Source organism: Agromyces ramosus, assembly GCF_004216665.1.
Taxonomy (GTDB): Bacteria; Actinomycetota; Actinomycetes; order Actinomycetales; family Microbacteriaceae; genus Agromyces; species Agromyces ramosus.
Genome location: NZ_SGWY01000001.1, coordinates 874,811 through 897,191 on the forward strand (window position 1 = coordinate 874,811; position 22,381 = coordinate 897,191).

Annotated in this window: 26 protein-coding genes; 6 read left to right on the plus strand and 20 right to left on the minus strand. The window is 69.1% G+C overall.

Annotated elements, in window-relative coordinates:
• Positions 1–20: 20 nt before the first annotated feature.
• The 7 genes from EV187_RS04100 to EV187_RS04130 form a co-directional block, all read right to left on the minus strand.
• Complete coding sequence (locus tag EV187_RS04100; protein WP_130351719.1) at positions 21–1,418, minus strand: class I SAM-dependent methyltransferase; 1,398 nt, start codon at positions 1,416–1,418, stop codon at positions 21–23.
• Entirely contained in the window at positions 1,415–2,794 is a 1,380-nt protein-coding gene (locus tag EV187_RS04105) for an FAD-binding oxidoreductase (protein ID WP_130351720.1), read from the minus strand. Before EV187_RS04105 ends, EV187_RS04100 begins: the two co-directional genes overlap by 4 nt.
• 45 nt (positions 2,795–2,839) lie before the next feature.
• Positions 2,840–3,337: a bifunctional nuclease family protein gene (locus EV187_RS04110; protein ID WP_130351721.1), complete on the minus strand. Its 498-nt coding sequence runs from the start codon at positions 3,335–3,337 to the stop codon at positions 2,840–2,842.
• Between the two features lie 9 nt (positions 3,338–3,346).
• Positions 3,347–4,276: a lytic transglycosylase domain-containing protein gene (locus EV187_RS18645; RefSeq protein WP_242609423.1), complete on the minus strand. Its 930-nt coding sequence runs from the start codon at positions 4,274–4,276 to the stop codon at positions 3,347–3,349.
• 92 nt (positions 4,277–4,368) lie between these two features.
• On the minus strand, positions 4,369–5,601 hold the full coding sequence (locus EV187_RS04120; RefSeq protein WP_130351722.1) for a low temperature requirement protein A: 1,233 nt from the start codon (positions 5,599–5,601) through the stop codon (positions 4,369–4,371).
• Between the two features lie 58 nt (positions 5,602–5,659).
• Positions 5,660–6,079, minus strand: coding sequence for a DUF1801 domain-containing protein (locus EV187_RS04125; RefSeq protein ID WP_165391101.1), 420 nt, complete (start codon positions 6,077–6,079; stop codon positions 5,660–5,662).
• A gap of 32 nt (positions 6,080–6,111) precedes the next feature.
• On the minus strand, positions 6,112–6,393 hold the full coding sequence (locus EV187_RS04130) for a hypothetical protein (protein ID WP_130351723.1): 282 nt from the start codon (positions 6,391–6,393) through the stop codon (positions 6,112–6,114).
• A gap of 132 nt (positions 6,394–6,525) precedes the next feature.
• Between EV187_RS04130 and EV187_RS04135 the strand changes: the two genes are divergently transcribed.
• Both EV187_RS04135 and EV187_RS04140 read left to right on the plus strand, forming a co-directional pair.
• A complete protein-coding gene (locus EV187_RS04135; RefSeq protein ID WP_130351724.1) occupies positions 6,526–7,194 on the plus strand; it encodes a YdeI/OmpD-associated family protein in 669 nt (222 codons plus the stop codon).
• A 61-nt stretch (positions 7,195–7,255) separates the two neighbouring features.
• Positions 7,256–8,011 (plus strand): sulfite exporter TauE/SafE family protein, encoded by a 756-nt coding sequence (locus EV187_RS04140; RefSeq protein WP_130351725.1) that lies wholly within the window; start codon positions 7,256–7,258, stop codon positions 8,009–8,011.
• A 516-nt stretch (positions 8,012–8,527) separates the two neighbouring features.
• Here the strand turns inward: EV187_RS04140 and EV187_RS04145 are convergent.
• The 6 genes from EV187_RS04145 to EV187_RS18850 form a co-directional block, all read right to left on the minus strand.
• The gene (locus tag EV187_RS04145; RefSeq protein WP_207221727.1) at positions 8,528–9,271 is read right to left on the minus strand and encodes a formylglycine-generating enzyme family protein; all 744 of its coding nucleotides are present in this window, start codon (positions 9,269–9,271) and stop codon (positions 8,528–8,530) included.
• Between the two features lie 136 nt (positions 9,272–9,407).
• Positions 9,408–10,259: a DUF6999 family protein gene (locus tag EV187_RS04150; RefSeq protein WP_130351726.1), complete on the minus strand. Its 852-nt coding sequence runs from the start codon at positions 10,257–10,259 to the stop codon at positions 9,408–9,410.
• A gap of 1 nt (position 10,260) precedes the next feature.
• Positions 10,261–10,962 (minus strand): iron-containing redox enzyme family protein, encoded by a 702-nt coding sequence (locus EV187_RS04155; RefSeq protein ID WP_130351727.1) that lies wholly within the window; start codon positions 10,960–10,962, stop codon positions 10,261–10,263.
• Positions 10,959–12,101: a 3-oxoacyl-[acyl-carrier-protein] synthase III C-terminal domain-containing protein gene (locus tag EV187_RS04160; RefSeq protein WP_130351728.1), complete on the minus strand. Its 1,143-nt coding sequence runs from the start codon at positions 12,099–12,101 to the stop codon at positions 10,959–10,961. Before EV187_RS04160 ends, EV187_RS04155 begins: the two co-directional genes overlap by 4 nt.
• Before the next feature lie 104 nt (positions 12,102–12,205).
• Positions 12,206–12,364 carry a hypothetical protein gene (locus tag EV187_RS04165; protein ID WP_207221728.1) on the minus strand — a complete coding sequence of 53 codons (159 nt, stop codon included), beginning with the start codon at positions 12,362–12,364 and terminating at the stop codon, positions 12,206–12,208.
• Positions 12,365–12,370: 6 nt separating this feature from the next.
• Complete coding sequence (locus EV187_RS18850) at positions 12,371–12,499, minus strand: hypothetical protein (RefSeq protein WP_278038698.1); 129 nt, start codon at positions 12,497–12,499, stop codon at positions 12,371–12,373.
• Here EV187_RS18850 and EV187_RS04170 point away from each other — a divergent pair, their 5' ends adjacent.
• Positions 12,500–13,390: an alpha/beta fold hydrolase gene (locus tag EV187_RS04170; protein WP_130351729.1), complete on the plus strand. Its 891-nt coding sequence runs from the start codon at positions 12,500–12,502 to the stop codon at positions 13,388–13,390.
• A gap of 21 nt (positions 13,391–13,411) precedes the next feature.
• Here the strand turns inward: EV187_RS04170 and EV187_RS04175 are convergent, their stop codons facing one another.
• On the minus strand, positions 13,412–14,350 hold the full coding sequence (locus EV187_RS04175) for a LysR family transcriptional regulator (protein ID WP_130351730.1): 939 nt from the start codon (positions 14,348–14,350) through the stop codon (positions 13,412–13,414).
• A gap of 77 nt (positions 14,351–14,427) precedes the next feature.
• On the opposite strand from EV187_RS04175, the gene EV187_RS04180 reads away from it, so the two are divergent.
• From EV187_RS04180 to EV187_RS04190, 3 genes are all read left to right on the plus strand, one after another.
• Positions 14,428–16,161 (plus strand): L-aspartate oxidase, encoded by a 1,734-nt coding sequence (locus EV187_RS04180; protein WP_130351731.1) that lies wholly within the window; start codon positions 14,428–14,430, stop codon positions 16,159–16,161.
• A gap of 75 nt (positions 16,162–16,236) precedes the next feature.
• Positions 16,237–16,644: a VOC family protein gene (locus EV187_RS04185; protein WP_130351732.1), complete on the plus strand. Its 408-nt coding sequence runs from the start codon at positions 16,237–16,239 to the stop codon at positions 16,642–16,644.
• A 57-nt stretch (positions 16,645–16,701) separates the two neighbouring features.
• Positions 16,702–17,253: a GNAT family N-acetyltransferase gene (locus EV187_RS04190; RefSeq protein ID WP_423190865.1), complete on the plus strand. Its 552-nt coding sequence runs from the start codon at positions 16,702–16,704 to the stop codon at positions 17,251–17,253.
• A gap of 93 nt (positions 17,254–17,346) precedes the next feature.
• Here the strand turns inward: EV187_RS04190 and EV187_RS04195 are convergent, their stop codons facing one another.
• The 6 genes from EV187_RS04195 to nrdF all read right to left on the minus strand — a co-directional run bounded on the left by EV187_RS04195 (position 17,347) and on the right by nrdF (position 22,318).
• The gene (locus EV187_RS04195) at positions 17,347–17,820 is read right to left on the minus strand and encodes a DNA alkylation repair protein (RefSeq protein WP_130351733.1); all 474 of its coding nucleotides are present in this window, start codon (positions 17,818–17,820) and stop codon (positions 17,347–17,349) included.
• Positions 17,821–17,908: 88 nt separating this feature from the next.
• Positions 17,909–18,850 carry an SDR family NAD(P)-dependent oxidoreductase gene (locus EV187_RS04200; RefSeq protein WP_341272746.1) on the minus strand — a complete coding sequence of 314 codons (942 nt, stop codon included), beginning with the start codon at positions 18,848–18,850 and terminating at the stop codon, positions 17,909–17,911.
• Complete coding sequence (locus EV187_RS18295; RefSeq protein ID WP_165391102.1) at positions 18,843–19,364, minus strand: hypothetical protein; 522 nt, start codon at positions 19,362–19,364, stop codon at positions 18,843–18,845. Before EV187_RS18295 ends, EV187_RS04200 begins: the two co-directional genes overlap by 8 nt.
• Positions 19,361–19,837: a type II CBASS E2 protein gene (locus EV187_RS04210; RefSeq protein ID WP_242609424.1), complete on the minus strand. Its 477-nt coding sequence runs from the start codon at positions 19,835–19,837 to the stop codon at positions 19,361–19,363. Before EV187_RS04210 ends, EV187_RS18295 begins: the two co-directional genes overlap by 4 nt.
• Positions 19,825–20,868 carry a nucleotidyltransferase family protein gene (locus tag EV187_RS04215; RefSeq protein WP_130351735.1) on the minus strand — a complete coding sequence of 348 codons (1,044 nt, stop codon included), beginning with the start codon at positions 20,866–20,868 and terminating at the stop codon, positions 19,825–19,827. The genes EV187_RS04210 and EV187_RS04215 overlap by 13 nt, the downstream gene beginning before the upstream one ends.
• 430 nt (positions 20,869–21,298) lie before the next feature.
• Positions 21,299–22,318 (minus strand): class 1b ribonucleoside-diphosphate reductase subunit beta, encoded by a 1,020-nt coding sequence (gene nrdF / locus EV187_RS04220; RefSeq protein WP_130351736.1) that lies wholly within the window; start codon positions 22,316–22,318, stop codon positions 21,299–21,301.
• Positions 22,319–22,381: the final 63 nt, after the last annotated feature.

Below are 22,381 nucleotides of genomic sequence, written 5' to 3' on the forward strand. Positions count from 1 at the left end.
ATCGACGCAGCGGATGCCGGCTACGGCGTCCACCATGGCCGCAGCGGCAGGTCGACGGCCGCGCCGCGGTCGTCACGGCGCACCGCCAGCACCTGGTGCAACTGGATGCCGCCGGTCTCGAACGCGAGCCGCGACCCGGCCATGTACAAACCCCACACCTTCGCGGTCGGCAGCCCGACCTCGGCGACCGCCTCGTCCCAGTGGGCGACGAGGTTGGCGCACCAGTCTCGCAGCGTCAGGGCGTAGTGGGGCCGCAGGTTCTCCTCGTGCAGCACCTCGAGGCCCACGTCCTGCGCCTCGGTGATGATGCGGCCTGAGCCGGTGAGCTCCCCGTCGGGGAACACGTACCGGTCGATGAACCCACGGGTCGACGGGCGCGACGTGTTGTCGGGGCGCGTGATGCAGTGGTTGAGCAGCAGGCCGCCGATCCGCAGCCGCGACTGCAGGAAGCGGAAGTACGACGGATAGTTCCGCACTCCGATGTGCTCGAGCAGCCCGATCGAGGACACCGCGTCGAAGCCGCCCTCCCGGATGTCGCGGTAGTCGCCGAACCGCACCTCGGCGAGGTCGGCGAGGCCTTCGTCGGCGATCGCGCGCTGCGCCCACGTCGTCTGCTCCTGCGACAGGGTCACCCCGAGGGCCCGCACGCCGCGGCGGGCCGCGTAGCGGACCATGCCGCCCCAGCCGCATCCGACGTCGAGCAGCCGGTCGCCGGGCTTCAGCCGCAGTTTCTCGAACACCAGCCGGTACTTGTTCTCCTGCGCCTCGTCGAGCGAGGCGTCCGGCCGCGGGTAGCACGCGCAGGTGTACGTCATCGACGGCCCGAGCACCCACTCGTAGAACGTGTTCGAGACGTCGTAGTGGTAGTGGATCGCCTCCGCGTCCCTGGCCTTGCTGTGCCGGAGCCCCTCGGCCACGCGGCGCCAGCGCGGCGGGACCTCCTGCGGCGGCGGCGCGATCGGGCGCAGGTGCTCGACGCCGATGGACCGGACGATCCGGGCCATCGCCCGTGGCGGCGGCATCCGGAACACGAGCTCGTCGGCGAGCGCCTTGAGCAGCTCGTAGGGGTCGCCCGGGTGCACGCCGTGGATCTCGAGGTCGCCCGCGATGTAGGCGCGGGCCAGGCCGAGGTCGCCGCGTGCGGTCGCGAGGTATGTCGTGCCGCGCGGTGACGTCAGCTCGATTCCGAGCGGTGCATCGGGGGGTCCGGCCGAGCTGCCGTCGTACGCGGTGAACCGCAACGGCAGCCGTCCCCCGGCGAGCATCTCGAGGATCTCGGCGAGGGTGAGCTTCCCGTCCTGGCCGGGCGGCTGAGGCGGCTCCGTGCTGGGCGTGGCTGCTCCGGCCGACGCCGTCGGCCGTTGCCCCGCCTGCGGCCCTTCCGCCGTCTTCGCCGCGTCGTCCGTTGTCGAGGTCATCGTCGTTGCACCGCCTTCGCATAGAGGTCGAGGAGTCGTCCGTCGGGGTCGTATCGCTGCTTCGCGGCCCGGTAGGCGTCGCCGCCGTACAGCGCGTCGAACTCCGCCCGGGAGTAGAAGGCGTCGGAGTACAGCGACTTGTGCCCGTCGAGCTCGGCGACCTCCCGCTCGATGCGGCGGTTGGTCTCCCCCTCGGCCACTCCCACCGGCACGGTCGACCAGAATCCGACGTTCACGTACGTGCGCCGGGGCTCGAGCGGGTAGAGCGGCCAGCCCGCGTCGTCGCGCAGGCGCAGCGGGCACAACCAGATCGGCTCGATCGGCACGTTGCCCAGGAACCACTCCAGGAACTCCGCGCACCGCTCGATCGGCACCTCGATGTCCTGGATCACGCGTTCCCGCGGCGGGCGTCCGCGGAGCTTCTCGAGGCGGTCGCCCACGTCGAACCGCCGCTCGAGCTTCATGAGCTTCCAGTACGAGCTGCTGCGCCGGTACCGCCGCGGCCAGAGTCGGCGGATGAGCGGATGCTGCGCGCCGAACGCCTCGGAGCACCAGAACCAGTCAGTGTCCCAGCGCCAAAGGTAGTCGTGGATGGTGAGGCGGTCGGCCGTCGCCCCGTCGTCGTGCTGGATGGAGCGGTAGTAGACCTGCTGGCGGGTGTAATCGCTGACGGGCCCGGGTGCCGCGGTCTGCACGCCCACGCACAGGTAGCTCTCGTCGGCGCTGAACACCACCCCGTCGAGGTAGTCGACGGGAATCCCGTCGAGGCTGCCGGTTGCGACGATGCGGTCCATCGCGGCGACGAGGTCGGCGAGCGCGTTGAACCGCAGGTGCGTGAGCGCGACGAAGGGCCGCACCGGCTCCAGCTCGATGCGCAGGCGCACGGCGTAGCCGAGCGTCCCGTAGGAGTTCGGGAAGGCGCGGAACAGGTCGGCGTGCTCGCCCGGCGATGCCGTGAGCACCGCTCCGGCGCCGGTGAGGATGTCCAGCTCCAGCACGGACTCGTGCGGCATCCCGTTGCGGAACGACGTCGACTCGATGCCGAGGCCGGTCACCGCGCCGCCGAGGGTGATGGTCTTCAGCTGCGGGACGACGAGGGGCGCCAGCCCGTGCGGCAGCGTCGCGGCGACGAGGTCCTCGTAGGTGCACATGCCCGCCACGTCGGCCGTGCGCGCCTCGGCGTCGACCCCGATGACGTGCGTCAGGCCCGAGGTGTCCAGGCCGCGGGCATCCGTGTCGGCGCGCGAACGGAACAGGTTCGAGGTGGGCTTGGCGAGCCGCACCGGAGCCGTCGCGGGCAGCGCCCGGTAGCTCTCGAGCAGGCGCTCCACGCCGGCGGCGTGAGCGGTTCGTGCGTCGGTCGCGGGAACGGACACGCTCCCACGCTAGTCCGCCGGATGCGTTGCGACCACCCGTCCGCGTCAGCCCTGGAAGTCCTCGGGGTCGACGTCGTCGAGGAATCGCTTGAACTCGTCGACCTTCTCCGCCTCATCGTCGCCGATGTCGACCATCTCCGCGGGGATGCCCGCCTCGTCGATGACGTCGTCGGCGACCCAGATCGGCGCGTCGGCCCTGAGCGCGAGAGCGATGGCGTCCGACGGCCGCGAGTCGAGCACCTGCGGGCCTGTCGGCGTGGCGAGGGTGAGCTCCGCGTAGAAGGTGCCTTCCTCGATCCGGGTCACGTCGACGCGCTCGACCCTCGCTCCGACGGCGGCGAACAGCGTCGTGATGAGGTCGTGCGACAGCGGCCGCGGCGCCTGCTGGCCCTCGACCGCGATGAGGATGGAGGTCGCCTCCTGGCCGCCGATCCACACCGGCAGCACGCGTCCCTCCCCTGGCTCGACGAGCAGCGGCTTCAGCAGCACGATGTGCTGGCCGGCAGCATCGAGCGCGACGCCGAGGACGCGGACCTGGACCATGGCGGCGGCCTACCCGGCGTCGGCCGCGAACCCGTTGGCGACCTTGGCGACCTTGTCGACGTAGTCGTTGTCGTGGTTGTACGAGAACACGGCCGCCCGCCAGCCGTCGGGGCTGGTCATCGGCCCGGACGCGCACAGGTAGTGGGCCGCGCTCCGGGCGGCGTCGTCGATCTGGTTCGGGTCCGCGATGCCGTCGCCGTTCGCGTCGCTCCCCCACTTGGCCCACGTCGAGGGGATGAACTGCATCGGACCGACCGCGCGGTCCCACGTGGCGTCGCCGTCGAAGACCCCGTCGTCGGTGTCCTTGATCGTGGCCACGCCGTCGCCGTCGAGTGCGCGGCCGATGATCGCCGGCTGGGCGTACCCGTTCTCATCGAGCACCGAGTCGCCATGGCTCCCGTGCCCCGACTCGATCTCACCGATCGCCGCGATCGTGGTCCAGTCGAGGCCGCACTCCGGCTCCTCCGCGGCGAGCGAGATGTGCGCGAACGCGTACGCCGAGAGCGCCCGTACCGGAATCCCCGTGGCCCCGGCGACCCGGGTCATCCACTCGGGATCGATCTGGGACATCGGCGAGACGCCCGATCCCGAGACCACGGCCGACTCCTGCGTCGCCCCGCCCGCGCCCTCGCCCTCGCCTTCGCCCTCGCCCTCGCCCTCGGCATCGGTCCCCTCGGCCTGCTCGGTCGGCGAGACGACCGGCGGCAGCGCCACGTTCGCCGGCTTCGCCGGCGGCGCGCCGAACCCGCCGGGCTTGGCCGCGAGCCCGAGGGAGTTCACGGCGACGATCGCTCCGGCCACGAGCGCGACGACTCCCGCAACGACGCCCAGGTATCCGGCGGCACGGCGAGCGACCTGCCACCCCGTGGTCGAGGCCTTCCCTCGCGCTGGGCGACGCTCGCCGAACTCGTCGGCGTAGGAATCGTCATCCCAGGACATCGGTGGGTGCTCCGTTCGGGCGTTGGTTCATGGGCTGCCCGCCGGGTCGACCGTCGCCATCCCGACCGGGATGCGCGTCGCCGAACCCGCCCCTACAGCCTACCCATCGCATCGCGAGGCGTATACAGGCCGGATGCCGGTCGGCGGTCCTCGATCACGAGCATCACGGCGAGCAGCGCGACCACGATCACCAGCGCGGACATCGCGGCGACGATCGCGAGCAGCGGGATCACCGCTGCCAGTGCGATCGCCGCGCCGATGCGCACGACGGGCCATCGCAGGCCCGACATCCGGCCGAACGCCGCGGTGGCCGCGATGTAGAGGGCGAGCCCGGCTCCGAGGGCGGATGCGCCGAACCAGCCGAACGCCTCGGGATCCGCGATGTGCGCCATGGCCTCCTCGACCCCGAGCGCGGCGAGGATGACGCCGCCGACGATGGCGAAGTGCAGGTACGTGTACGCGTCGCGCGCGAACACGACCCGCCTGGCACCCGTTCGTCGTTGCAGGGCGTGCTCGCCGGCCGGGGCGATGCGCGTGAAGTACGCGCGCCACAGCAGGAGCGACAGGGTCACCGAGAGGGAGACGCCGAGCACGATCGGCCCGTCGATCGGCTCCTGCGCGACCCCCACGCCGATCGCGACGATCGACTCGCCGAGCGCCAGGATCACGATGAGCCCGTACCGTTCCGCCCAGTGCACTGGCGAGTGCAGACGCCAGCCTCCGCCGCCGCGCGAGCTCACGTAGGTGAAGACGACGTCCCAGACGAAGGCGGCGAGCCAGATCCACGTCTGGGCCGAACCGCCGATCGCCGCACCGACGATGAGGGCCGTCCCCGAGGGCACCAGCGCGACGACCTGCGTGCCGAGCACCTGGCGCCGCAGCGCACGGTCCTCGCCGGCGACGATGACGTAGAGGGTCGCGTGCACGATGCGCACGAACAGGTAGGCCAGGGCGACGACGAGGGGCGCGTACCATCCGCCCTCGAGGTCGTCGTAGGCCTCGGGGATCGCGAGGGCCACGATGAACACCGCGATCATGGCGATGGACATGCCGGCCTGCACGACGCCGCGGTCGGCGGGGGCCTGGTTGCCGAGCCAGCTGTACGCGCACCACACCCACCAGAGCAGCCCGAGCACCACGAGCGCCTGCAGCACGCCGAGGGCACTGTGGGTGTCCGCCATGAGTCCGCTCACCTGGGTGAACGCGAAGACGTACACGAGGTCGAAGAACAACTCGAAGGTGGTCACCCGAGCCGACTCGCCGTCCCGCGAGGCACGCGGCATCGGCTCGGCGTCGCCGGCGGCATCCGCTCGATCCTGCTGCACCCGACCAGTGTGCACCAGACGACGAGCGTGGTGTCGGATGCCGCGACACGACGACGACTCAGGAGCGGACCGTGACCTCCGCAGGCGGCGGGGGAACCCGGTGCCCGATCGCCGCCTCGAGCAGGCGACGCAGCTCGGGGCGCGCCACGTCGTCGGGCGTGGCGAGACGCACGTTCCGGATCCTGGCGCCCGTGCCCTGCAGCAGGCCCGACGGATCGTCGAGCTCCGCACCGTAGGGGAACGCCATCGCGACGTGCCTCGCCGCGGGGAGGATCCATGCGAACTGGTCGCTCATCTTGCGCGGCCCGGTGCCGTACCCCGAGGTGCGCTGCGTCGGCCACACCACCTCGACGGACTGCGGCAGCACGTCGAAGACGAGTCGCCGTGCCGCGAGCGCGACGGCTGCGACATCCGCTGAACGCCCTTCGAGGATGCCGCGGAACTCGGCGTCGTCGGTCGTGATGATCCCCTCGGCCACGCACTCAGTGTCGCACTCCGCGGGGGTGGGCGTCAGGTGCCGTCGTCGGTCGGATCCTCCACGTAGAGCTCGTCGAGCACCTCGGCGGCGTCCGGGTTGCCCCCCGCCTCGAGCCGTCGGAGCTCGTCGACGTCGCCCGACTCGGTCGCGAGCTGCACGCGCTGGTCCATCGCGTCGGTGCCGCCGCTCTCGGCGATGAGCCGCAGCTCGTATGCGTCCTCTCGCTCGCCGGCCAGCTCCACGAGTTGCGCGGCGGCCTCCTCGTCCCCGAGGGCGACCTGTTCGCGAAGGTATTCGAGTTCGGCATCCGACATGGCGCGCCCCCTTCATGGTGTCGACGGGGTCAATGTAGCGTCCGGTCACCCGGCCCGTCTGGGGGTTGCGTCGGACCGTGGAGGGAGTCCGGCACGACGGGCTCTGACGGTGCCTGCTGGCAGACTCGTGACATGAGTACGCGGATCGGCACGCCCGGCGGAACGCCCGATCGGCCCGCCATCTTCTTCTCGGGACCCGAGGAGTTCCGCGCCTGGCTCGAGGCGAACCACGCCACCGAGACCGAGCTGTGGATGGGCCTCAACAAGCGGCACGTGCCCGAACGCGGGCTCACGTGGGAGCAGGCCGTGCCCGAGGCACTGTGCTTCGGATGGATCGACTCGGTGTCGCAGCGCATCGACGACGATGCCAGGCGGCAGCGCTGGACCCCGCGCAAGCCGAGCAGCAACTGGTCGTCGGTGAACATCGCCCTCGTCGAGCAGCTCACCGCCGAGGGGCGCATGCACCCCGCAGGCATCGCCGCGTACGAGCGGCGGCGTGACGATCGATCGGGCGTCTACTCCTTCGAGAGTCCTCCGCAAGACCTGCCCCGGGGCTACGCCGAGACACTGGCTGCGGATGCCGCGGCGTCGGCGTTCTGGCACGCCGCGACCCCGACCTACCGGCGCCAGGTCACGCACTGGGTGCTCACGGCGAAGCAGGAGGCCACCCGCGAGCGCCGGCTCGCACAGCTCATCGAGGACAGCGCGGCCGGACGACTCGTACCCCCGATGCGCTACGGCGAGACGCCGAAGTGGGCCGAACGTGCTGCCGAGGCGGCACGCGGGGCATCCCGCGCCTGACCGAGCATGACGCCGGCGCGTCATCCGAATCGGACCGACGCGGTCGCCGTACGAGGATGGCATGGTGCCCGCCTTCACGCCGCTCGAGTGGCTGCTCCTCGCGATCGCCGCACTCGCCGTCGGTGCGTCGAAGAGCGGAATGCCCGCGTTCGGCCCCATCCCGGTGGCACTCTTCGCCACCGTCCTGCCGGCGAAGGCGTCCACGGGCGCGGTGCTGGGTCTGCTGCTGGTCGGCGACCTCATCGCCGTCCGGATGTACCACGCCCACGCCGACTGGACGATCCTCCGTCGCCTCGTCCCGTCGGTCATTGCGGGCGTGCTGCTGGGCGTCGTCGTCCTCTGGTTCGCGGACGACACGGCGGTGCGCCGGACCATCGGCGCCACGCTCATCCTCCTCGTCGTGCTGCGCGTGACATTCCTGCTGCGCGAGCGCCGCACGGCCGCCGGCCCGCGATCCGTTCCGAGGGGGCTGGCCTACGTGTTCGGCCCGCTGGGCGGGTTCACGACGATGATCGCCAACGCGGCGGGGCCGGTGATGACGCTCTACTTCGTGGCCTCACGCCTGCCGGTGCAGGCGATCCTCGGCACGGCCGCGTGGTTCTTCCTGCTCGTGAACGCATTCAAGGTCCCGTTCTCGGTCGGGCTCGGCCTCATGACCTGGCAGTCGCTCCTGCTGAACCTCGTCCTCGTGCCCGCGCTGGTCCTCGGCGCCTTCGGCGGTCGCGCCGTCGCACGGCGCCTCTCGCCCGTCTGGTTCGAGCGCATCGTGCTGGTCCTGACGCTGACGTCGGGGGTCTACCTGCTGGTCCGTGCGTAGGGCTCCATTTCGGGATCCGTCGCCGCGCGTGAATACCCCGTGGCAGGTCGTGTGAGACGCCGTGCTTCCCGTGATCGGCGTGGCGCTCACCGTCGTGCTCTGGCTCGACGTGCGCAGCGAGGCCATGACCTCTGGGCCTGATCTGGCTGGCGGTCGGCGTCATCGCGCTGCTCGTGACGACGCGGGGTAGCCCGCACTGCAAGAGGCGCCGTCCGTTCCACCGCCACTCCTGAAAGCGTTCGTTCCACCGTCACTCCTGAAAGCATCCACTCCACCGCCACTCCTGAGAGCGTTCGTTCCACCGCAACTCCTGAAAGCGTCCGTTCCACCGCACCTCCTGAAAGCGTTCGTTCCACGCAACTCCTGAAAGCAAGGACGCAATCATCCGTTGCGTGTCCGTCCTGATTTTCAGGAGTCGCTGGTGGGTCGGGCGGCGCCCCGGAGTGTACGGCCCGGCCGTCCGGGCTCTCCCCCTTCGCGGTGACTCACGGTCGGAGACATGCCGACGGCGCGTGCTCAGCGTCGCGGCGTCCACCCGAACGGCGTCGGGCCGTCGAGGTCGGCCCGCTCGAGGTCGGCCTGCGCGGACCAGCCCTGCGCGGCATCCGTCGCGTCGAAGCCGCCGCGCGCGACGCGGAACCCGACGTCCTCGTGGTGCATCCGCGGCGCCCCTCCGCGACGCGTCGATGCCCGCACGCTCCACGCGTCGTCGGCGAACCCGCCGCCGCGGAAGACGCGGTACGCGTCGTAGCGCGCCGGGTCGAGCAGGTCCCAGCACCACTCCCACACGTTGCCGAGCGTGTCGAAGAGCCCGTTGAGGTTCGGATGCTTGCCGCCGACGTCCTGCGGCGCGGTCACGCCGTCGGCGCTCGTCCACGCGACCTCGGCGAGCGGGCCGTAGTGCGGACCGCTCGACCCGGCGCGGCACGCGAACTCCCATTCCGCCTCGGTCGGCAGGCGGTACCCGTCGGCGTCGACGTGCCACGTGACGTCCTCGCCGTCGTACGTGTAGGCCGGGTCGAACCCCTCCCACTCGGATGCCGCGTTGCAGAATCGCACGGCTCGCAGCCAGCTCACGTCGGTCGCCGGGCGGCGCGGATGCGACGCGGTCTCGCCGAGCAACTCGGCGAGCTGCTCCTGCGTCACCGGATACACCCCGATCTCGAACGGCTCGAGCTCGACACTCCACCGCGCCGCGCGGCGCGCGTCATGGAGCGCGACGGTGCCGCCCGCAATGCGCGCCAGCTCCATGTCCTCCACCGGTGCAGTCTCGCATGCGTGGCGACGCGGCATCCGCCCGCGCCATGATCCGCGTGAGCCCGGCCGTCGGAGCCCTCGGCCCGGAGGGTGCGGTCGATGAACTCGGCAGCGGACGTGGTCACCCTTCGATTCTGCGTCAGTCGAATTCGGCGCTGGTCTCCCGCGGATAGGCTCCGCCCGCGAGTTTCACCAGCTGGGCGTGCGCGTACTCGCACACGAGCGCGTGCCGGTACACCATCCGCGGCACGTCGACGTTGGAGTCCATCCAGAGGCTCATGCCCGCGAGTTTCCAGTGGCGGAACGTGTCGTCGTCGGTGACGAGGGCGAGGATCTCGAGGAACGAGTCGTCGAATCGGATGGAGTGCACCGCTCGGCGGTACTCCTCGACCGTGAGCGCCATCGAGAACGGGATGTTCATGAAGCACAGGGCGGTCTGGATGTCGAGGCGGAGCAGCCGGCGGCGCCCTCGTTCGGCGTCGAGCGGCGGGATGTCGAGCTGCGTGAAGTCGAGCGTCTCCGGTCGCGTCAGCTGCACCGCATCGAGGGCGATGAGCACGTCGTAGACGTTGACGTCGTGCTCGACGACGGCGTGGTCGCCGAGCCCGGCGAGGGCCTCGGGTCGCAGCGTGACCGGCTCCATCGCCACCGGGGTGTTGCGGATGATGAAGTTGACGAGGTTGGTCTCGACGACGAAGTGCCGTATGAGCAGCTCGACGGCGTCGGGCGACACGAACCGCCGCAGGAACCAGACGCACAGCACGTCCATCGTGTGGAGCGGCATCCACCGGAACGGGAGCACGCGCTTGACGATCGAGATGAGCGCGACGAGCACGCGGGACACCACTCGGGCGATCGGGTACAGCCAACGCCGCGAGAGGCGCCGCTGGTCGTCGATGATCAGTCGCACCAGTGCGCGGTCGAGGGGCACGGAGGGGTCGGCGTACACCGCCTCCCACATGCTGGGGTCGGAGCGGACGAACTCCGCCATGTCAGCGGTCCAGTTCCTCGAGCTGCAGCGCGTAGAGCCGGGCGACCACCTGCGCGCAGCGCACGATCTCGTCGGCGGCCGCGTCGTCGATGATCCCGGAGGTCAGGATCGCCTCGAGGTCGCCGGTGTGCTCGCTGTCGGCCTGCTGGTGGTACTGCATGAAGTGCACCTGGTTGTCGGCGAGCCCGAGCACCTCCTGGAACCTCGCGGCCCACCCGGCAGCGCGCTTCGCACCGAGCCCCTCGATGATGAACATCGCCCCGAGCAGCCCCACGGGGTTCGGCCGGTCGGCGTAGTGGAACATGTATCCCGAGAGTGCTTCGGAGCCGAGGTTCTTCCGCCCGCTGCGCAGCTCGGCGAGCGAGCCGCCGATCGCGACGTAGTCGCGTTCGAGCATGAGGTAGTCGCGGTGCTCCTCCTCGGCGTGCCGGATCGCCGCCGCCCGCAGCGTGAAGTGGTCGATGTCGAAGTTGGATGCCGCGCGCGAGATCCACGGCGACCCGTCGACGACCTGCTGGCGGAGGTTGAAGAGCAGCCGCTCGTAGTCGTGGATGGTCACGGTGCCGTCGGCGAGCCGGCTCAGCACGGGCACGCGCTCGAGGCGCTCTTCGAGCTCGATCCACACCTCCGCGAGGCGATCGGCGAGGGTGCCGGGGTCCGCGGGCGCGAGGTCGGCGGGGGCGGCGGGGGTGCTGGTCGTCATGTCGGTGCTCCTTGCTGATCGGATGGGGCGACCACGGTGAGGTGGGCGAAGGCGAACGAGAATCGACCCGACTCGGGCACGGCCAGCAGCACCGTCTCGCCCGGAGCGAATCGGCCCGTGCGCCAGGCCTCCTCGAGGGCGATGAAGATGCTGGCCGACCCGGTGTTGCCGCGCGTCTCGAGGTTCGAGAACCACCGGTCGGTGTCGAGCGTCGGGATCCGGCGGCGCAACCCGTCGAAGGCGAGATCGCGGAAGACGTTGGTGCTGTAGTGGCACACGACGTGGTCGAGGTTCGTGACGTCGACGAGTCCGATGTCGACGAGTTCCTCGAACTGCCGGAGTCCGGCTTCGGCGAGCTCATCGAGCATGCTCACGTCCTGGCGCAGCACGAACATGCCGGCCGCCTCGGCGTCGGCGATCTCGACGTCCTGCCACGTGTGACCCACGCTGGGCTCGGCGCCCGCCATGCCGGACCGCATGCAGACGTCGTGCTCGTGTGCCAGGGAGACGTGCCGCACCCAGTCGAGTCGCAGCGACGGCCTGCTGGGGTGCGGCTGGAACTCGAGGATGACCGCGCCGGCACCGTCGGACAGCATCCAACGGAGGAAGTGGGAGTCCATACCGGCACGGATACCGTCGAAGCGACGCTGGCGCAGGCTGCGACTCGCCAGCTCCGACCCGACGACCGCGGCGCGTGGATGGTCGCCCAGCCGGATCTTGCTCGCGGCCGCATCGAGCGCCGCAAGGCTGGAGGCGCACACGCCCCCTGCGGACAGCAGTTGCATCGGTCCACCGCCGAGACGGCCGTGCACCATCGACGCGAATCCCGGCACGAGCACGTCGCCCATGGTCGTCGCGCACGCCAGCATCCGCAGGTCGGCGGCGTCGATCCCCCGGTCGTCGAGCGCCGCACGCAGCGCCTTGACGGCGAGCTCCTCGTTCAGCTCGGTCGGCTCACCGTGCTCGTCGAGCGCGTAGTGCCGCTGCCGGATGCCGTTCGCATCGAGGACGCGGCGGCGGATGCGCTCGGTCACCGGGTCGTCGCCGCCGAGCCGCGCCGCGATCCCGTCGTTGTCGACCGGATCGCCGGGCAGGTATCGGCCGAAGCCCGTGAGATATGCGGTCGCCGTCGAACCCATGGTGACGACAGTAGGGCACGCGGCCGCCACGCCCTGACACCTGTGCACGGCACAGCCCTCGGGCGTTCAGCGGCGCCGTCGTGACCTGCGCTGCGGCCGCTCCGCTACGGCAGGGCATCCGCCTTCGCGCGCGGACGGAACAGGTTCGACGTGGGCTTCGCGAAGCGCACCGCCGATGCCACGGGCAGCGCCCGGTAGCTCTCCAGGAGCCGCTCCACGCCGTCGACGCGAGCGGTGCGCGCGTCGGTCTCGCGAACGGACACGTTCCCTCAAGCTAGTCCGGTGCGCGTGGCCCCGTACGCATCGCATCTCGGCATCACCACGTCGCTCGACGGCTCCATCGGCACGAGCGGCATGCCCTGCTTGCGCTCGACGAGGAAACGGAGGATGGTGTCCACATGAGGAAGGCTCGGCTCTTCCTGCTCGCTGCTGCGCTCGCCTCAGCGGCGGCGCTCACGGGGTGCGCGGGGGGCACGGGTGGCCCTCAGCCGACCCCAGTCCGGGCAACCGGCGGCTCCGGCGACGGCGACCCCGGCGCGCCGACCTTCTCCGGCGACACGCGAACACCGGATGGACGAACGTTGTTCACGACGTGCTGGGGCGACGGCGAGGCCACCGTCGTCTACCTGCACGGGCTGATCATGCTCCAGGACACACCGAACTGGGCCCACGCGCCGGAACTGCAGGAGCGCCTCGCCGACGAGGTCACGTACTGCGAGTACGAGCGCTCCAACGTGGGGAAGAGCTCGAGCGTCGACGGACCGATCCCGATCGAGCAGACCGTCGCCGATCTCGACGCCGTGCTCGCGCAGGTGCAGCCGGACGAGCCGGTGGTTCTCGTGGGCGGATCATTCGGCGGCCTCGTCGCGCTGACCTATGCGGGAACGCATCCCGAGCGGGTCGACGGCGTCGTCCTGCTCGACCCCTCACTGCCCGGCAGCAACGCGCTCGAGGAGGCCATGCTGCCTCCCGAATGGCGTCTGGCGCCCGAAGCATGGGAAGAGAGTCGCGAGAAGGTCGACGTCTACGCGGCCGACATCGTCGCACTCGAGGCCCTCGACCGCATTCCCCAGGTGCCCGGCACGGTCTTCGTCACCGAGGAGATCGAGCTGCCATCCGCCGCCGGACCCGACTTCCTCGCCGGGATCCGAGCACAGCAGCAGGACGTGGCCGACCGGTTCTCGCCAGGACGGCTCATCACGGTGAATGCGCCGCACGCCATGATCTCCGTGCTTCCCGACGAGATCGCCGAGGCGATCCTCGACGTCGTGGGCGGCGCGGGCGGCTGAGCCCGCCGCCATCGGCACGGGTCACCGGCTCGCGAGCCGCATCGTCTTGCCGGCCCTCGCCGCGAACGTGGTCGCGGTGTCGGCGATCGTGCGCTGCATGACCTCGACCGCGGCGGTCGGCGCGACATCCGCCGGCCGCGCCAGGCTGATCGTGCGCTCGAGGGTCGGTGCTTCGAGGCGTACCGATCGCAGCCCGGGGCGATCGATGAGCACCATCGCGGGGACGATCGCGACCCCGAGACCGCGTTCCACGAACCGCAGCACCGCGTCCATCTCGGCGCCCTCGAGCACCACGTCGGGCAGGAGGCCGGCCGCGCGGAACGCCGCATCGGTCGTCGCGCGAAGGTCGTAGGTCGAGCTGAAGACGATCTGCGGCAGGCGCGCGACATCCGCGAGTCCGATGGCGTGGCGGGTCGTGACGGGCGGCGCACCGGCGGATGACACGACGACGAGCTCTTCGACGAGCAGCGCGGTCACCGTGAACCGTTCGGCCGCACCGGCTGATGCGGCATCCGACGTGGTGATCAGTGCGAGGTCGAGCTCGCCGCCGCCGAGCTCGTCGAGCAACCGCCGCGAGCCCTGTTCCGACAGGTGCAGGTCGATGCCCGGATGCTCCGCGTGGAACGCGCTGAGCACCTCGGCGACGAGGCTGATGCAGAGGGTCGGGGTGGCGCCGAGCCGCACCCGGCCGCGCTCGAGGCCGGCGAGCTCGGCGAGCTCGCGTCGCACCGAGTCGGCATCGGCGAGCATGCGGCGCGCGAGCGGGAGCAGCGACGTGCCCGCGGCGGTCAGCGTGCTGCCGCCACGCGCGCGATGGAACAACTGGGCACCGAGGTCCTGCTCGAGCGCGGCGATCTGGCGGCTCAGCGAGGGCTGGGCGAGGTAGAGCTCCTCGGCGGCGCGGGTGAAGTTGCCGAAGCGGGCCACCTCCACGAAGCTGCGCAGCTGCTCGAGGTTCACGTCGATAGCCTACACGCATTGTCGTCACTGCATATATGCATTGGAGTAATCCATAAGCCGTGCCTAACGTGGACGGTATGAGCACCGCAGAACGCCAGATCTCCACGACCGTCCTCGTGATCGGCACCGGCGGCTCCGGCCTGCGCGCCGCCATCGAGCTCGCCGAGGCGGGCGTCGACGTGCTGGCCCTGGGCAAGCGCCCCAAGTCCGACGCCCACACCTCCCTCGCCGCCGGCGGCATCAACGCCGCGCTCGCCACGATGGATGCCGACGACAGCTGGCAGCAGCACGCCGCCGACACGCTGAAGGAGAGCTACCTGCTCGCGAACCCGCACACGGTCGAGATCGTGACGAAGAACGCGGCCCGCGGCATCGAGGACCTCGAGCGCTACGGCATGCCCTTCGCCCGCGAGGACGACGGGCGCATCTCGCAGCGCTTCTTCGGGGCCCACACCTTCCGCCGCACCGCCTTCGCGGGCGACTACACGGGGCTGGAGATCCAGCGCACGCTCGTGAACCGGGCCGCGCAGCTGAGCGTGCCGATCCTCGATACGGTCTACGTCACGCGCATCCTCGTGAACGACGACGGTGCGGTGTTCGGCGCCTACGGCTTCGACCTCGAGGACGGCACGCGCTACCTCATCCACGCCGACGCGGTGATCCTCGCCGCCGGCGGCCACAACCGCATCTGGCGCCGCACCTCGTCGCGGCGCGATGAGAACACGGGCGACTCGTGGCGGCTCGCCGTCGAGGCGGGCGGCCGCGTGCGCGATCCGGAGCTCGTGCAGTTCCACCCGTCGGGCATCATCGAGCCCGAGAGCGCGGCCGGCACCCTCATCAGCGAGGCGGCACGCGGCGAGGGCGGCATCCTCACCAACGGTCTCGGCGAGCGCTTCATGTCGAAGTACGACCCCGAGCGCATGGAGCTGTCGACGCGCGATCGCGTCGCACTCGCCGCCTACACCGAGATCAAGGAGGGCCGCGGAACCCCCAATGGCGGTGTCTGGCTGGATGTCTCGCACCTGCCCCGCGAGACGATCATGCAGCGCCTCCCCCGCGTCTACCAGACCATGCTCGAGCTGCAGATGCTCGACATCACGAAGGAGCCGATCGAGATCGCGCCTACCGCGCACTACTCGATGGGCGGCGTGTGGGTGCGGCCCGACGACCACGGCACGGATGTCCCGGGCCTCTACGCGATCGGCGAGGCATCCTCTGGGCTGCACGGCGCCAACCGCCTCGGCGGCAACTCGCTCATCGAGCTGCTCGTCTTCGGCCGCATCGTGGGGCAGGCCGCTGCGTCGTATTCGGCTTCGCTGCCGGCGCAGAAGCGCTCGGCGGCCGCGGTGCGGACCGCGCGCGACGAGATCGCTGCGCTGCTCGCGTCGGACGGGCCGGAGAACGTGCGAGCTCTGCAGCGCGCCATCCGCAGTACCATGACCGAGCACGCCGGAGTGGTGCGTGACGAAGCCGGTCTCCTGGCTGGACTCGCCGAGCTCGACGCGATCGAGGCTCGCATCGCCGAAATCGGCGTGCACCCCGACATCGCCGGCTACCAGGACCTCGCGCACGCCTTCGACCTCAAGTCGGCGGCGCTGGCCGCTCGCGCCACCCTGGAGGCCGCGCTCGAGCGGCGGGAGACCCGCGGATGCCACAACCGCAGCGACTACCCCGAGACGGATGCCGCGCTGCAGGTGAACCTGGTCTGGTCGCCCGAAACCGGCGTGACCCGCGAGGAGATCCCGCCCATCCCGTCCGAGATCGCCACGCTCATGCGCGAGGTGTCGACCGTCGGGAAGCTGGTGGAGTAGGCGCGTCGCAGTGCCTCCTCACACGCAGTCCGCACCCTGACGCGCCTGACTTTGCGACTCCCATAGGATGTCCCGGTGCCTCTCTTCGACCATCTCGGCATCACTGTCGATGACCTTCCTCGTTCTATCGCACAGTTCGACCCGGTGATGCAGGCGCTCGGCTGTACGCGGCAAGATGCGGACGAGTCGGTGTCCTGGTACAAGGGCGAGGAGGAGCTGATCCTCTTCCCCGCTCGCGAAGCGGGCAGCGGACCGCACCGGCACGGGCGGGTGGGTTGGCAGCACCTCGCTTTCGCCGTCGAGTCGTGCGCCGAGGTCGATCGCCTGCACGAGATCGCGGTCGGCGCGGGCTGGACGGCGGTGCGCGAGCCGAAGCTGTACCCGCGTTTCAACGACCGCTACTACGCGTCGTTCGTCGAGGACGACAACGGCATCCGTCTCGAGTTCATGTACAACCCGCCGCGAGAGCCGGCCGCCGACTGAATCTCACGACGGCGACCGTCGACCCGGCGATGTTGTCGGCGGTGTCTGGCTACTTCGGTGCTCCACCTTGAGACAGGTTTGCTTCCCTATGCGACCGAGCTGCAGGCGTCGATAGAGGCGGATATTCTTGCGCTCATGTCGGAGTCTTCCGCAGATCGTGACGCTCGCCGCGCCGGACCAGACGATGCGGAAACGGTGGCGCGGTTGTTGCACGACTTCAACACCGAATTCGACACCCCCAGCCCCGGCACGGCAATTCTGACCGGACGCCTGCAGTCACTGCTCGCCGGACCCAGCACCATCGCCTACCTGGCCGGCGAGCCAGCGGCGGGAGTCGCTCTCGTGACACTGCGGAGCAACGTCTGGTACGACGGACCCGTGGCCCTCCTCGACGAACTGTATGTCGCGCCGGATCGACGGGGCCGTGGCCTCGGTTCGGCGATGATCCACCGGCTGATCGCCGAAGCCGAAGAGAACGGCATCTCGGCGATCGAGATCAACGTCGACGCTGGAGATGTCGACGCGCAGCGCTTCTACGAGCGCCATGGGTTCAGCGGCGCAGATCCAGACACCGGAGAGCGGGCGTTCTACTTCTCCCTCGAACTGTAGGCGGCGGAACTCCGCTTCCGGCTGCCATGCCGAACCGTCTCGTCATCGTCGATTACTGCTATCGAGGTCGCGTGATCGCGGCCGTCACCGAACTCAGAGCAACCCGGCGGCACGATGCAGGCTCGGTTCGTCCGCCTCTGACCACCGTTGGATGATGCGTCGTGCGCGCGTGGCATCCGGTTCCTCCAACTGTTCGAGCAGGGGACGGACGACATCGGTGGCGAGCGGATCCACCAGCTCGGGGACAGGAGCGTCGCGCAGGAACTGCTCGATCCGGGTGAGGTCGCTCCCACCCAACACCGCCAGATGGCGCTGCAGGAGGACGATCGCCGCGAGCCGGCGCTCATACACCGGTTCCGACCACAACTCCGAGGCGAGCGCCGTGACCGCGTCGTGCGACGTCCCGGGATAACGCCGAGTCCCGTCACGTACTGCGCCGCGCACGGCGCCGACCGAGGCGCCGTAGAAGCGCAGCCCCGTCCCGATCCGGTCGGCGTTCGCGCTTGCCCGCACCTCGGTGCCCTCGGCCCTCAAGATCCGGTCGATGAAATCCGCCGGCGTCGTCATGCTTCGATTCTCGGTCACCGACAGGGCCGATGTTCGGACGAATGTGTGACGCCCACCAATATGAGGCACCGCGCCAGTTGCCGTGCCGTCAGACGGCGGTATAGCCACCGTCGATGACGAGGATCGAGCCGGTCACGAACGAGGACGCGCCACTGGCAAGGAACACGACGCTCGGTGCGATCTCCTCCGGGAGCGCGAAGCGCTGCTGGGGCGCATCCTCGATCCAGTACCGCGTGAACTCGGGTTGGTCGACCGGCGTCATCTCGGTCTTGACGTAGCCGGGCGCCACGGCGTTCACGCGGATGTTGTAGGGCGCCCACTCGACGGCGAGCGACTTCGTGAGGTGGTGGACTGCTGCCTTCGAGGCGTTGTAGGCAGGCTGCCATTGGGGACGGTTGACGATCAACCCCGACATGCTTCCGATGTTGACGATCGAGCCGCCGCCGAGCTCACGCATGTGTGTCCCAGCCGCGATGCTGGCCTTCCACAAGGCCCGGACATTCAAGTCCCAGACCGCGTCCCACTCCTGGTCGGTCACCTCGAACGACGGCTTGTGGATGCATGCTCCGGCGTTGTTGACCAAGACGTCGACCCGGCCGAGGCCATCGATGGCAGAGCCCATCATCTCGGTGACCTGCTCGTCATCGGTGATGTCGGCGGTGATCGCGAGGAATTCGTAGCCCGCTCCTCGGGCTTCAGCGACGATCGCCGCGTTGCGCGGCTCGCTGCGTCCGGCAATGGCGACGCGTGCACCCGCTTCGGCGAGCCCGAATGCGAACGCCCTCCCGAGACCCTGGTTGCCTCCGGTGACGAGAGCGGTCTTGCCCTCGAGGCTGAATGGTGAGGTCATGCGAGCTCCTTTCGATTGAGTCGTTCGCGAGTCGTTCGGACCGGCCGTGCATCCGTCCGGCGGAGTACCGCCGATGTCTCCGGCACGCCGCAGTCTAGGCTGCTGCCGTGACCCGAACCACCGGTTCCGATCCGCATGCCCCCGAACCGGTCGGCCCTGTAGATAGGTGGAATTATCCAAGGTCGGTACGCATGGACGCGAGCACGTTCGTCATTGCCGCATCCGAGAGAGGATGCTCCAAGCGCTGGCCGCGCGGCGCGTGGCGATCGCGGCGTAGTGGTCGGCGTTGCCAAGCTTCCGTCATGTGCCCGCCTGCTTCGGTGCGCGCGCACTTGACGAGGTCGCTGAAGGCGTCCGCGACGTGCTGCGGAGCTTGGATACTAAGCAACGACTCGTAAAACCGGAGCCGGGACTGAATGTCACTGATGCTTGAAGAGATCGCGATTCGAGCCGCGGCCGATCCATCGCGGCGAACGACTAGGTATGGCGCTTCGAGGTAGTCGTGCACCGCACGAATAGCCTCGGCATAGGTCCGAGCTCGCCGATCAGACCGAGCCTTGCCCTGCTGCACGACGTAGCCCACAACTACAACTACTGCCGCGATAATCGCGGCGAGCACTGTGGCGCCCGCACCGACCCATGCATCGACACTGATCGCTTCTTCTGCGGGCGGCAAACACTGAGCCAAGATCATTGAAATCCATGTGGTGCGTCAGGAATCGGCCATTCGTCGGTTTCGCGCCAGATGTCCTCGTGGAAAAGGTGGTCGGCGATCATGACGATCAACGATTGCAGACCTTTGTCCGACGTCCACCGTTTCGTGGCTGGGTCATTGACGAAGAAGAGACAGAGCGAGTTGTCGTCCGCCATTCGATGCTTCGACCGAGCATCGGGGTCCGCGAAGACCCGTGGATAGTCGTGTGGCTCGAGCCCGTAGGTTTCGTACACAGGCTTCCGATGGAATTCGATCCGAGCGGGCACTCGAAGTTGGCGTCCCGGTACATGGAGGCCACGGTGGTAATAGGTCAGCTTGGTCGGCGCCTCCTCGATGTGGAGCCGCCGACCATGCATTCCCCGCGCATCTGCTTCGAGGGCGGCGCGCCACTCGGGATCAGCGCCGTACCAATGAGCGGTGGAGATGCCGAAGCTTCCGATCACGGCGCCCACGCGCGGGCCGGGATCGGCTTCGTCGCTGAGCTAGCGCTGACGAGCTCACCCGACTTCCGTCCGGCGTTGAGCGCCGCTCCTTCCCGCTTCACCTCGTCGGCAGGCGGGAAGGGAAACATGTCGGGGTCCTCGAAGAGCTGCGCGAGCTTCTCGAGAGCCATGGCCGGGTATCCCCTTCGCTCCAGTTCGAGCGCCTTGTCAAGCAGATCGAGGGCGGTACGCAACTCAGCGATCACATCCCGACTCGTCCAGTCGTCGCCGAGCCTGATCGGCTTCTCGGCGACACCTGCCGGGTCGGGAGTGAGGCCGCGCTCGAGATCGTGAATCGCACCCGCGTACCACCCGCGTAAGCCCGAAAGAATGGATCCCGGCAACCGGACAGAGCTCAGTGCGAGCGCCTTGATGTTCCAGGAGCAGAGCGGCCTTTCATGATGCCGACTCCAGTGCTTGACGAGCCTGACGACTCGCGCGAACCGGCTGCTACTGGCAGCGTTGGCCTCCCGGACGAGACGCGTGTGTTCAATCGGGTCCGAGCGATCCCAGGCATCCCACCGGGGGATGAACAGGCCCGCGGCGTCGGGGTTGTCGATCGCGACAATGACATCCGCAGTGAAGTCCGGCTGTCCGGCGGTCACAGGCTGGCGGAACCGGACGAGGATGGAACGCTTATGCCCGTCCACTTCGACACGGAGGTCTTCGTACATGGGGCTGAGTTCGCGACGGATCGCAGCGGCGGCGCGCGCCTTAAGTTCCGACGGTCCGCGTCGCCCGGGCCCGTAGATTCCGTCGGCGTTCGGCACCACCACCCCGAGATCGACATCGTTCAACGGGTTGAGCGCGTCGCCGTGTGCGACACTGCCGTTGCTGTAGGTCGTGGAGCCGGGGAACTCCTTCTTGAGAGCCGCCGCGATCTCGTCGCGGCGGTAGCGAGCCTCGTCCAACTCGGCCTGGCTCACCTCGATGCGGTGACGGGCTGCTTCAAGCGCGTCTTCCAGAACCGAGGTCTGGACATGGGATTCTGCGAGGGTCAAGTCGACTCTCCGATCTGCCGGCGTTGCCGGCGACGGCCCGGATCCGGACAACCAATTGAGTTGAATCCTCATGGCGTCCGGGCTAGAGTCGAACGCGTTCTGACCAAGAATGCGCGAGCTCTGCCGGGCTCCTTCCCTACGGGCGGGTGCCAGCAGGGCCTTCGTGTTTAAACTACGGACAACCACTGACGCGGACGTTAGCGGCGATTGGGCTCAGCGAGCCCGAAATGTGCGCCTTTCCATGCCTCCAATCTCGCGATCGTGCGCAGGTCGGGCCATCTCTGACCCGGGAAGGTGCGCGCAGTGACTCATGATCGCCGCCGCACCCAACCGTCGTCTCCCGGACGCCCTGCTCGGCACCGCGACGCCGGCTTCCCGCCGCGCGCCACGCCGACTCCGCAGGACGGTTAGGTGATAGACGACTTGACCTTCAGAAGTCCCAGTCCTCGTCCTCGGTGTTCACGGCCTTGCCGATCACATACGACGAGCCCGACCCCGAGAAGAAGTCGTGGTTCTCATCGGCGTTCGGCGAGAGCGCCGAGAGGATCGCCGGGTTCACGTCGGTGACGGTCTTCGGGAACATCGGCTCGTAGCCGAGGTTCATGAGGGCCTTGTTCGCGTTGTAGTGCAGGAACTTCTTGACGTCCTCGGTGAGGCCGACGCCGTCGTAGAGGTCTTGTGTGTACTGCACCTCGTTGTCGTAGAGCTCGTAGAGCAGCGAGAACGTGTAGTCCTTGAGGTCGTCGCGCTTGGCCTGGTCGACCAGCTCGAGCCCCTTCTGGAACTTGTAGCCGATGTAGTACCCGTGCACGGCCTCGTCACGGATGATGAGGCGGATGAGGTCGGCCGTGTTGGTGAGCTTCGCCCGCGACGACCAGTACATCGGCAGGTAGAAGCCCGAGTAGAACAGGAACGACTCGAGCAGCGTCGAGGCGACCTTGCGCTTCAGGGGCTCGTCGCCACGGTAGTACTCCATGACGATCGCGGCCTTCTTCTGCAGGTTCTCGTTCTCGACCGACCAGCGGAAGGCCTCGTCGATGTCCTTCGTCGAGCACAGCGTCGAGAAGATCGACGAATAGCTCTTCGCGTGCACCGACTCCATGAACGCGATGTTGGTGTACACCGCCTCCTCGTGCGGGGTCAGCGAATCCGGGATCAGCGACACCGCACCGACCGTGCCCTGGATCGTGTCGAGCAGCGTGAGGCCCGTGAACACGCGCATCGTCAGCTGCTGCTCACCGGGCGTCAGCGTGTTCCACGACTGCACGTCGTTCGACAGCGGCACCTTCTCGGGCAGCCAGAAGTTGCCGACCAGGCGATTCCAGACCTCGAGGTCCTTGTCGTCCTGCAGGCGGTTCCAGTTGATCGCGTTGACGTGATCGACCAGCTTGATCTTGCCGGCGTGTGCCGGGTCGTTGCTGGCCGAGTTGACCGGATCGGTGAGGGTCATGTCAGTTCCTTCTGAACGGATGTCGCGAGCGGATGTCTCGGGGTGGCGGTTCTCAGCGGTGCG

Bases quoted from the DNA above. Each gene is read 5' to 3' on its own strand.
- EV187_RS04100 (WP_130351719.1), bottom strand. From the start codon at position 1,418: ATGACCTCGACAACGGACGACGCGGCGAAGACGGCGGAAGGGCCGCAG.
- EV187_RS04110 (WP_130351721.1), bottom strand. From the start codon at position 3,337: ATGGTCCAGGTCCGCGTCCTCGGCGTCGCGCTCGATGCTGCCGGCCAG.
- EV187_RS18645 (WP_242609423.1), bottom strand. From the start codon at position 4,276: ATGTCCTGGGATGACGATTCCTACGCCGACGAGTTCGGCGAGCGTCGC.
- EV187_RS04130 (WP_130351723.1), bottom strand. From the start codon at position 6,393: ATGTCGGATGCCGAACTCGAATACCTTCGCGAACAGGTCGCCCTCGGG.
- EV187_RS04135 (WP_130351724.1), top strand. From the start codon at position 6,526: ATGAGTACGCGGATCGGCACGCCCGGCGGAACGCCCGATCGGCCCGCC.
- EV187_RS04140 (WP_130351725.1), top strand. From the start codon at position 7,256: ATGGTGCCCGCCTTCACGCCGCTCGAGTGGCTGCTCCTCGCGATCGCC.
- EV187_RS04150 (WP_130351726.1), bottom strand. From the start codon at position 10,259: ATGGCGGAGTTCGTCCGCTCCGACCCCAGCATGTGGGAGGCGGTGTAC.
- EV187_RS04155 (WP_130351727.1), bottom strand. From the start codon at position 10,962: ATGACGACCAGCACCCCCGCCGCCCCCGCCGACCTCGCGCCCGCGGAC.
- EV187_RS04160 (WP_130351728.1), bottom strand. From the start codon at position 12,101: ATGGGTTCGACGGCGACCGCATATCTCACGGGCTTCGGCCGATACCTG.
- EV187_RS04170 (WP_130351729.1), top strand. From the start codon at position 12,500: ATGAGGAAGGCTCGGCTCTTCCTGCTCGCTGCTGCGCTCGCCTCAGCG.
- EV187_RS04180 (WP_130351731.1), top strand. From the start codon at position 14,428: ATGAGCACCGCAGAACGCCAGATCTCCACGACCGTCCTCGTGATCGGC.
- EV187_RS04195 (WP_130351733.1), bottom strand. From the start codon at position 17,820: ATGACGACGCCGGCGGATTTCATCGACCGGATCTTGAGGGCCGAGGGC.
- EV187_RS18295 (WP_165391102.1), bottom strand. From the start codon at position 19,364: ATGATCTTGGCTCAGTGTTTGCCGCCCGCAGAAGAAGCGATCAGTGTC.
- nrdF (WP_130351736.1), bottom strand. From the start codon at position 22,318: ATGACCCTCACCGATCCGGTCAACTCGGCCAGCAACGACCCGGCACAC.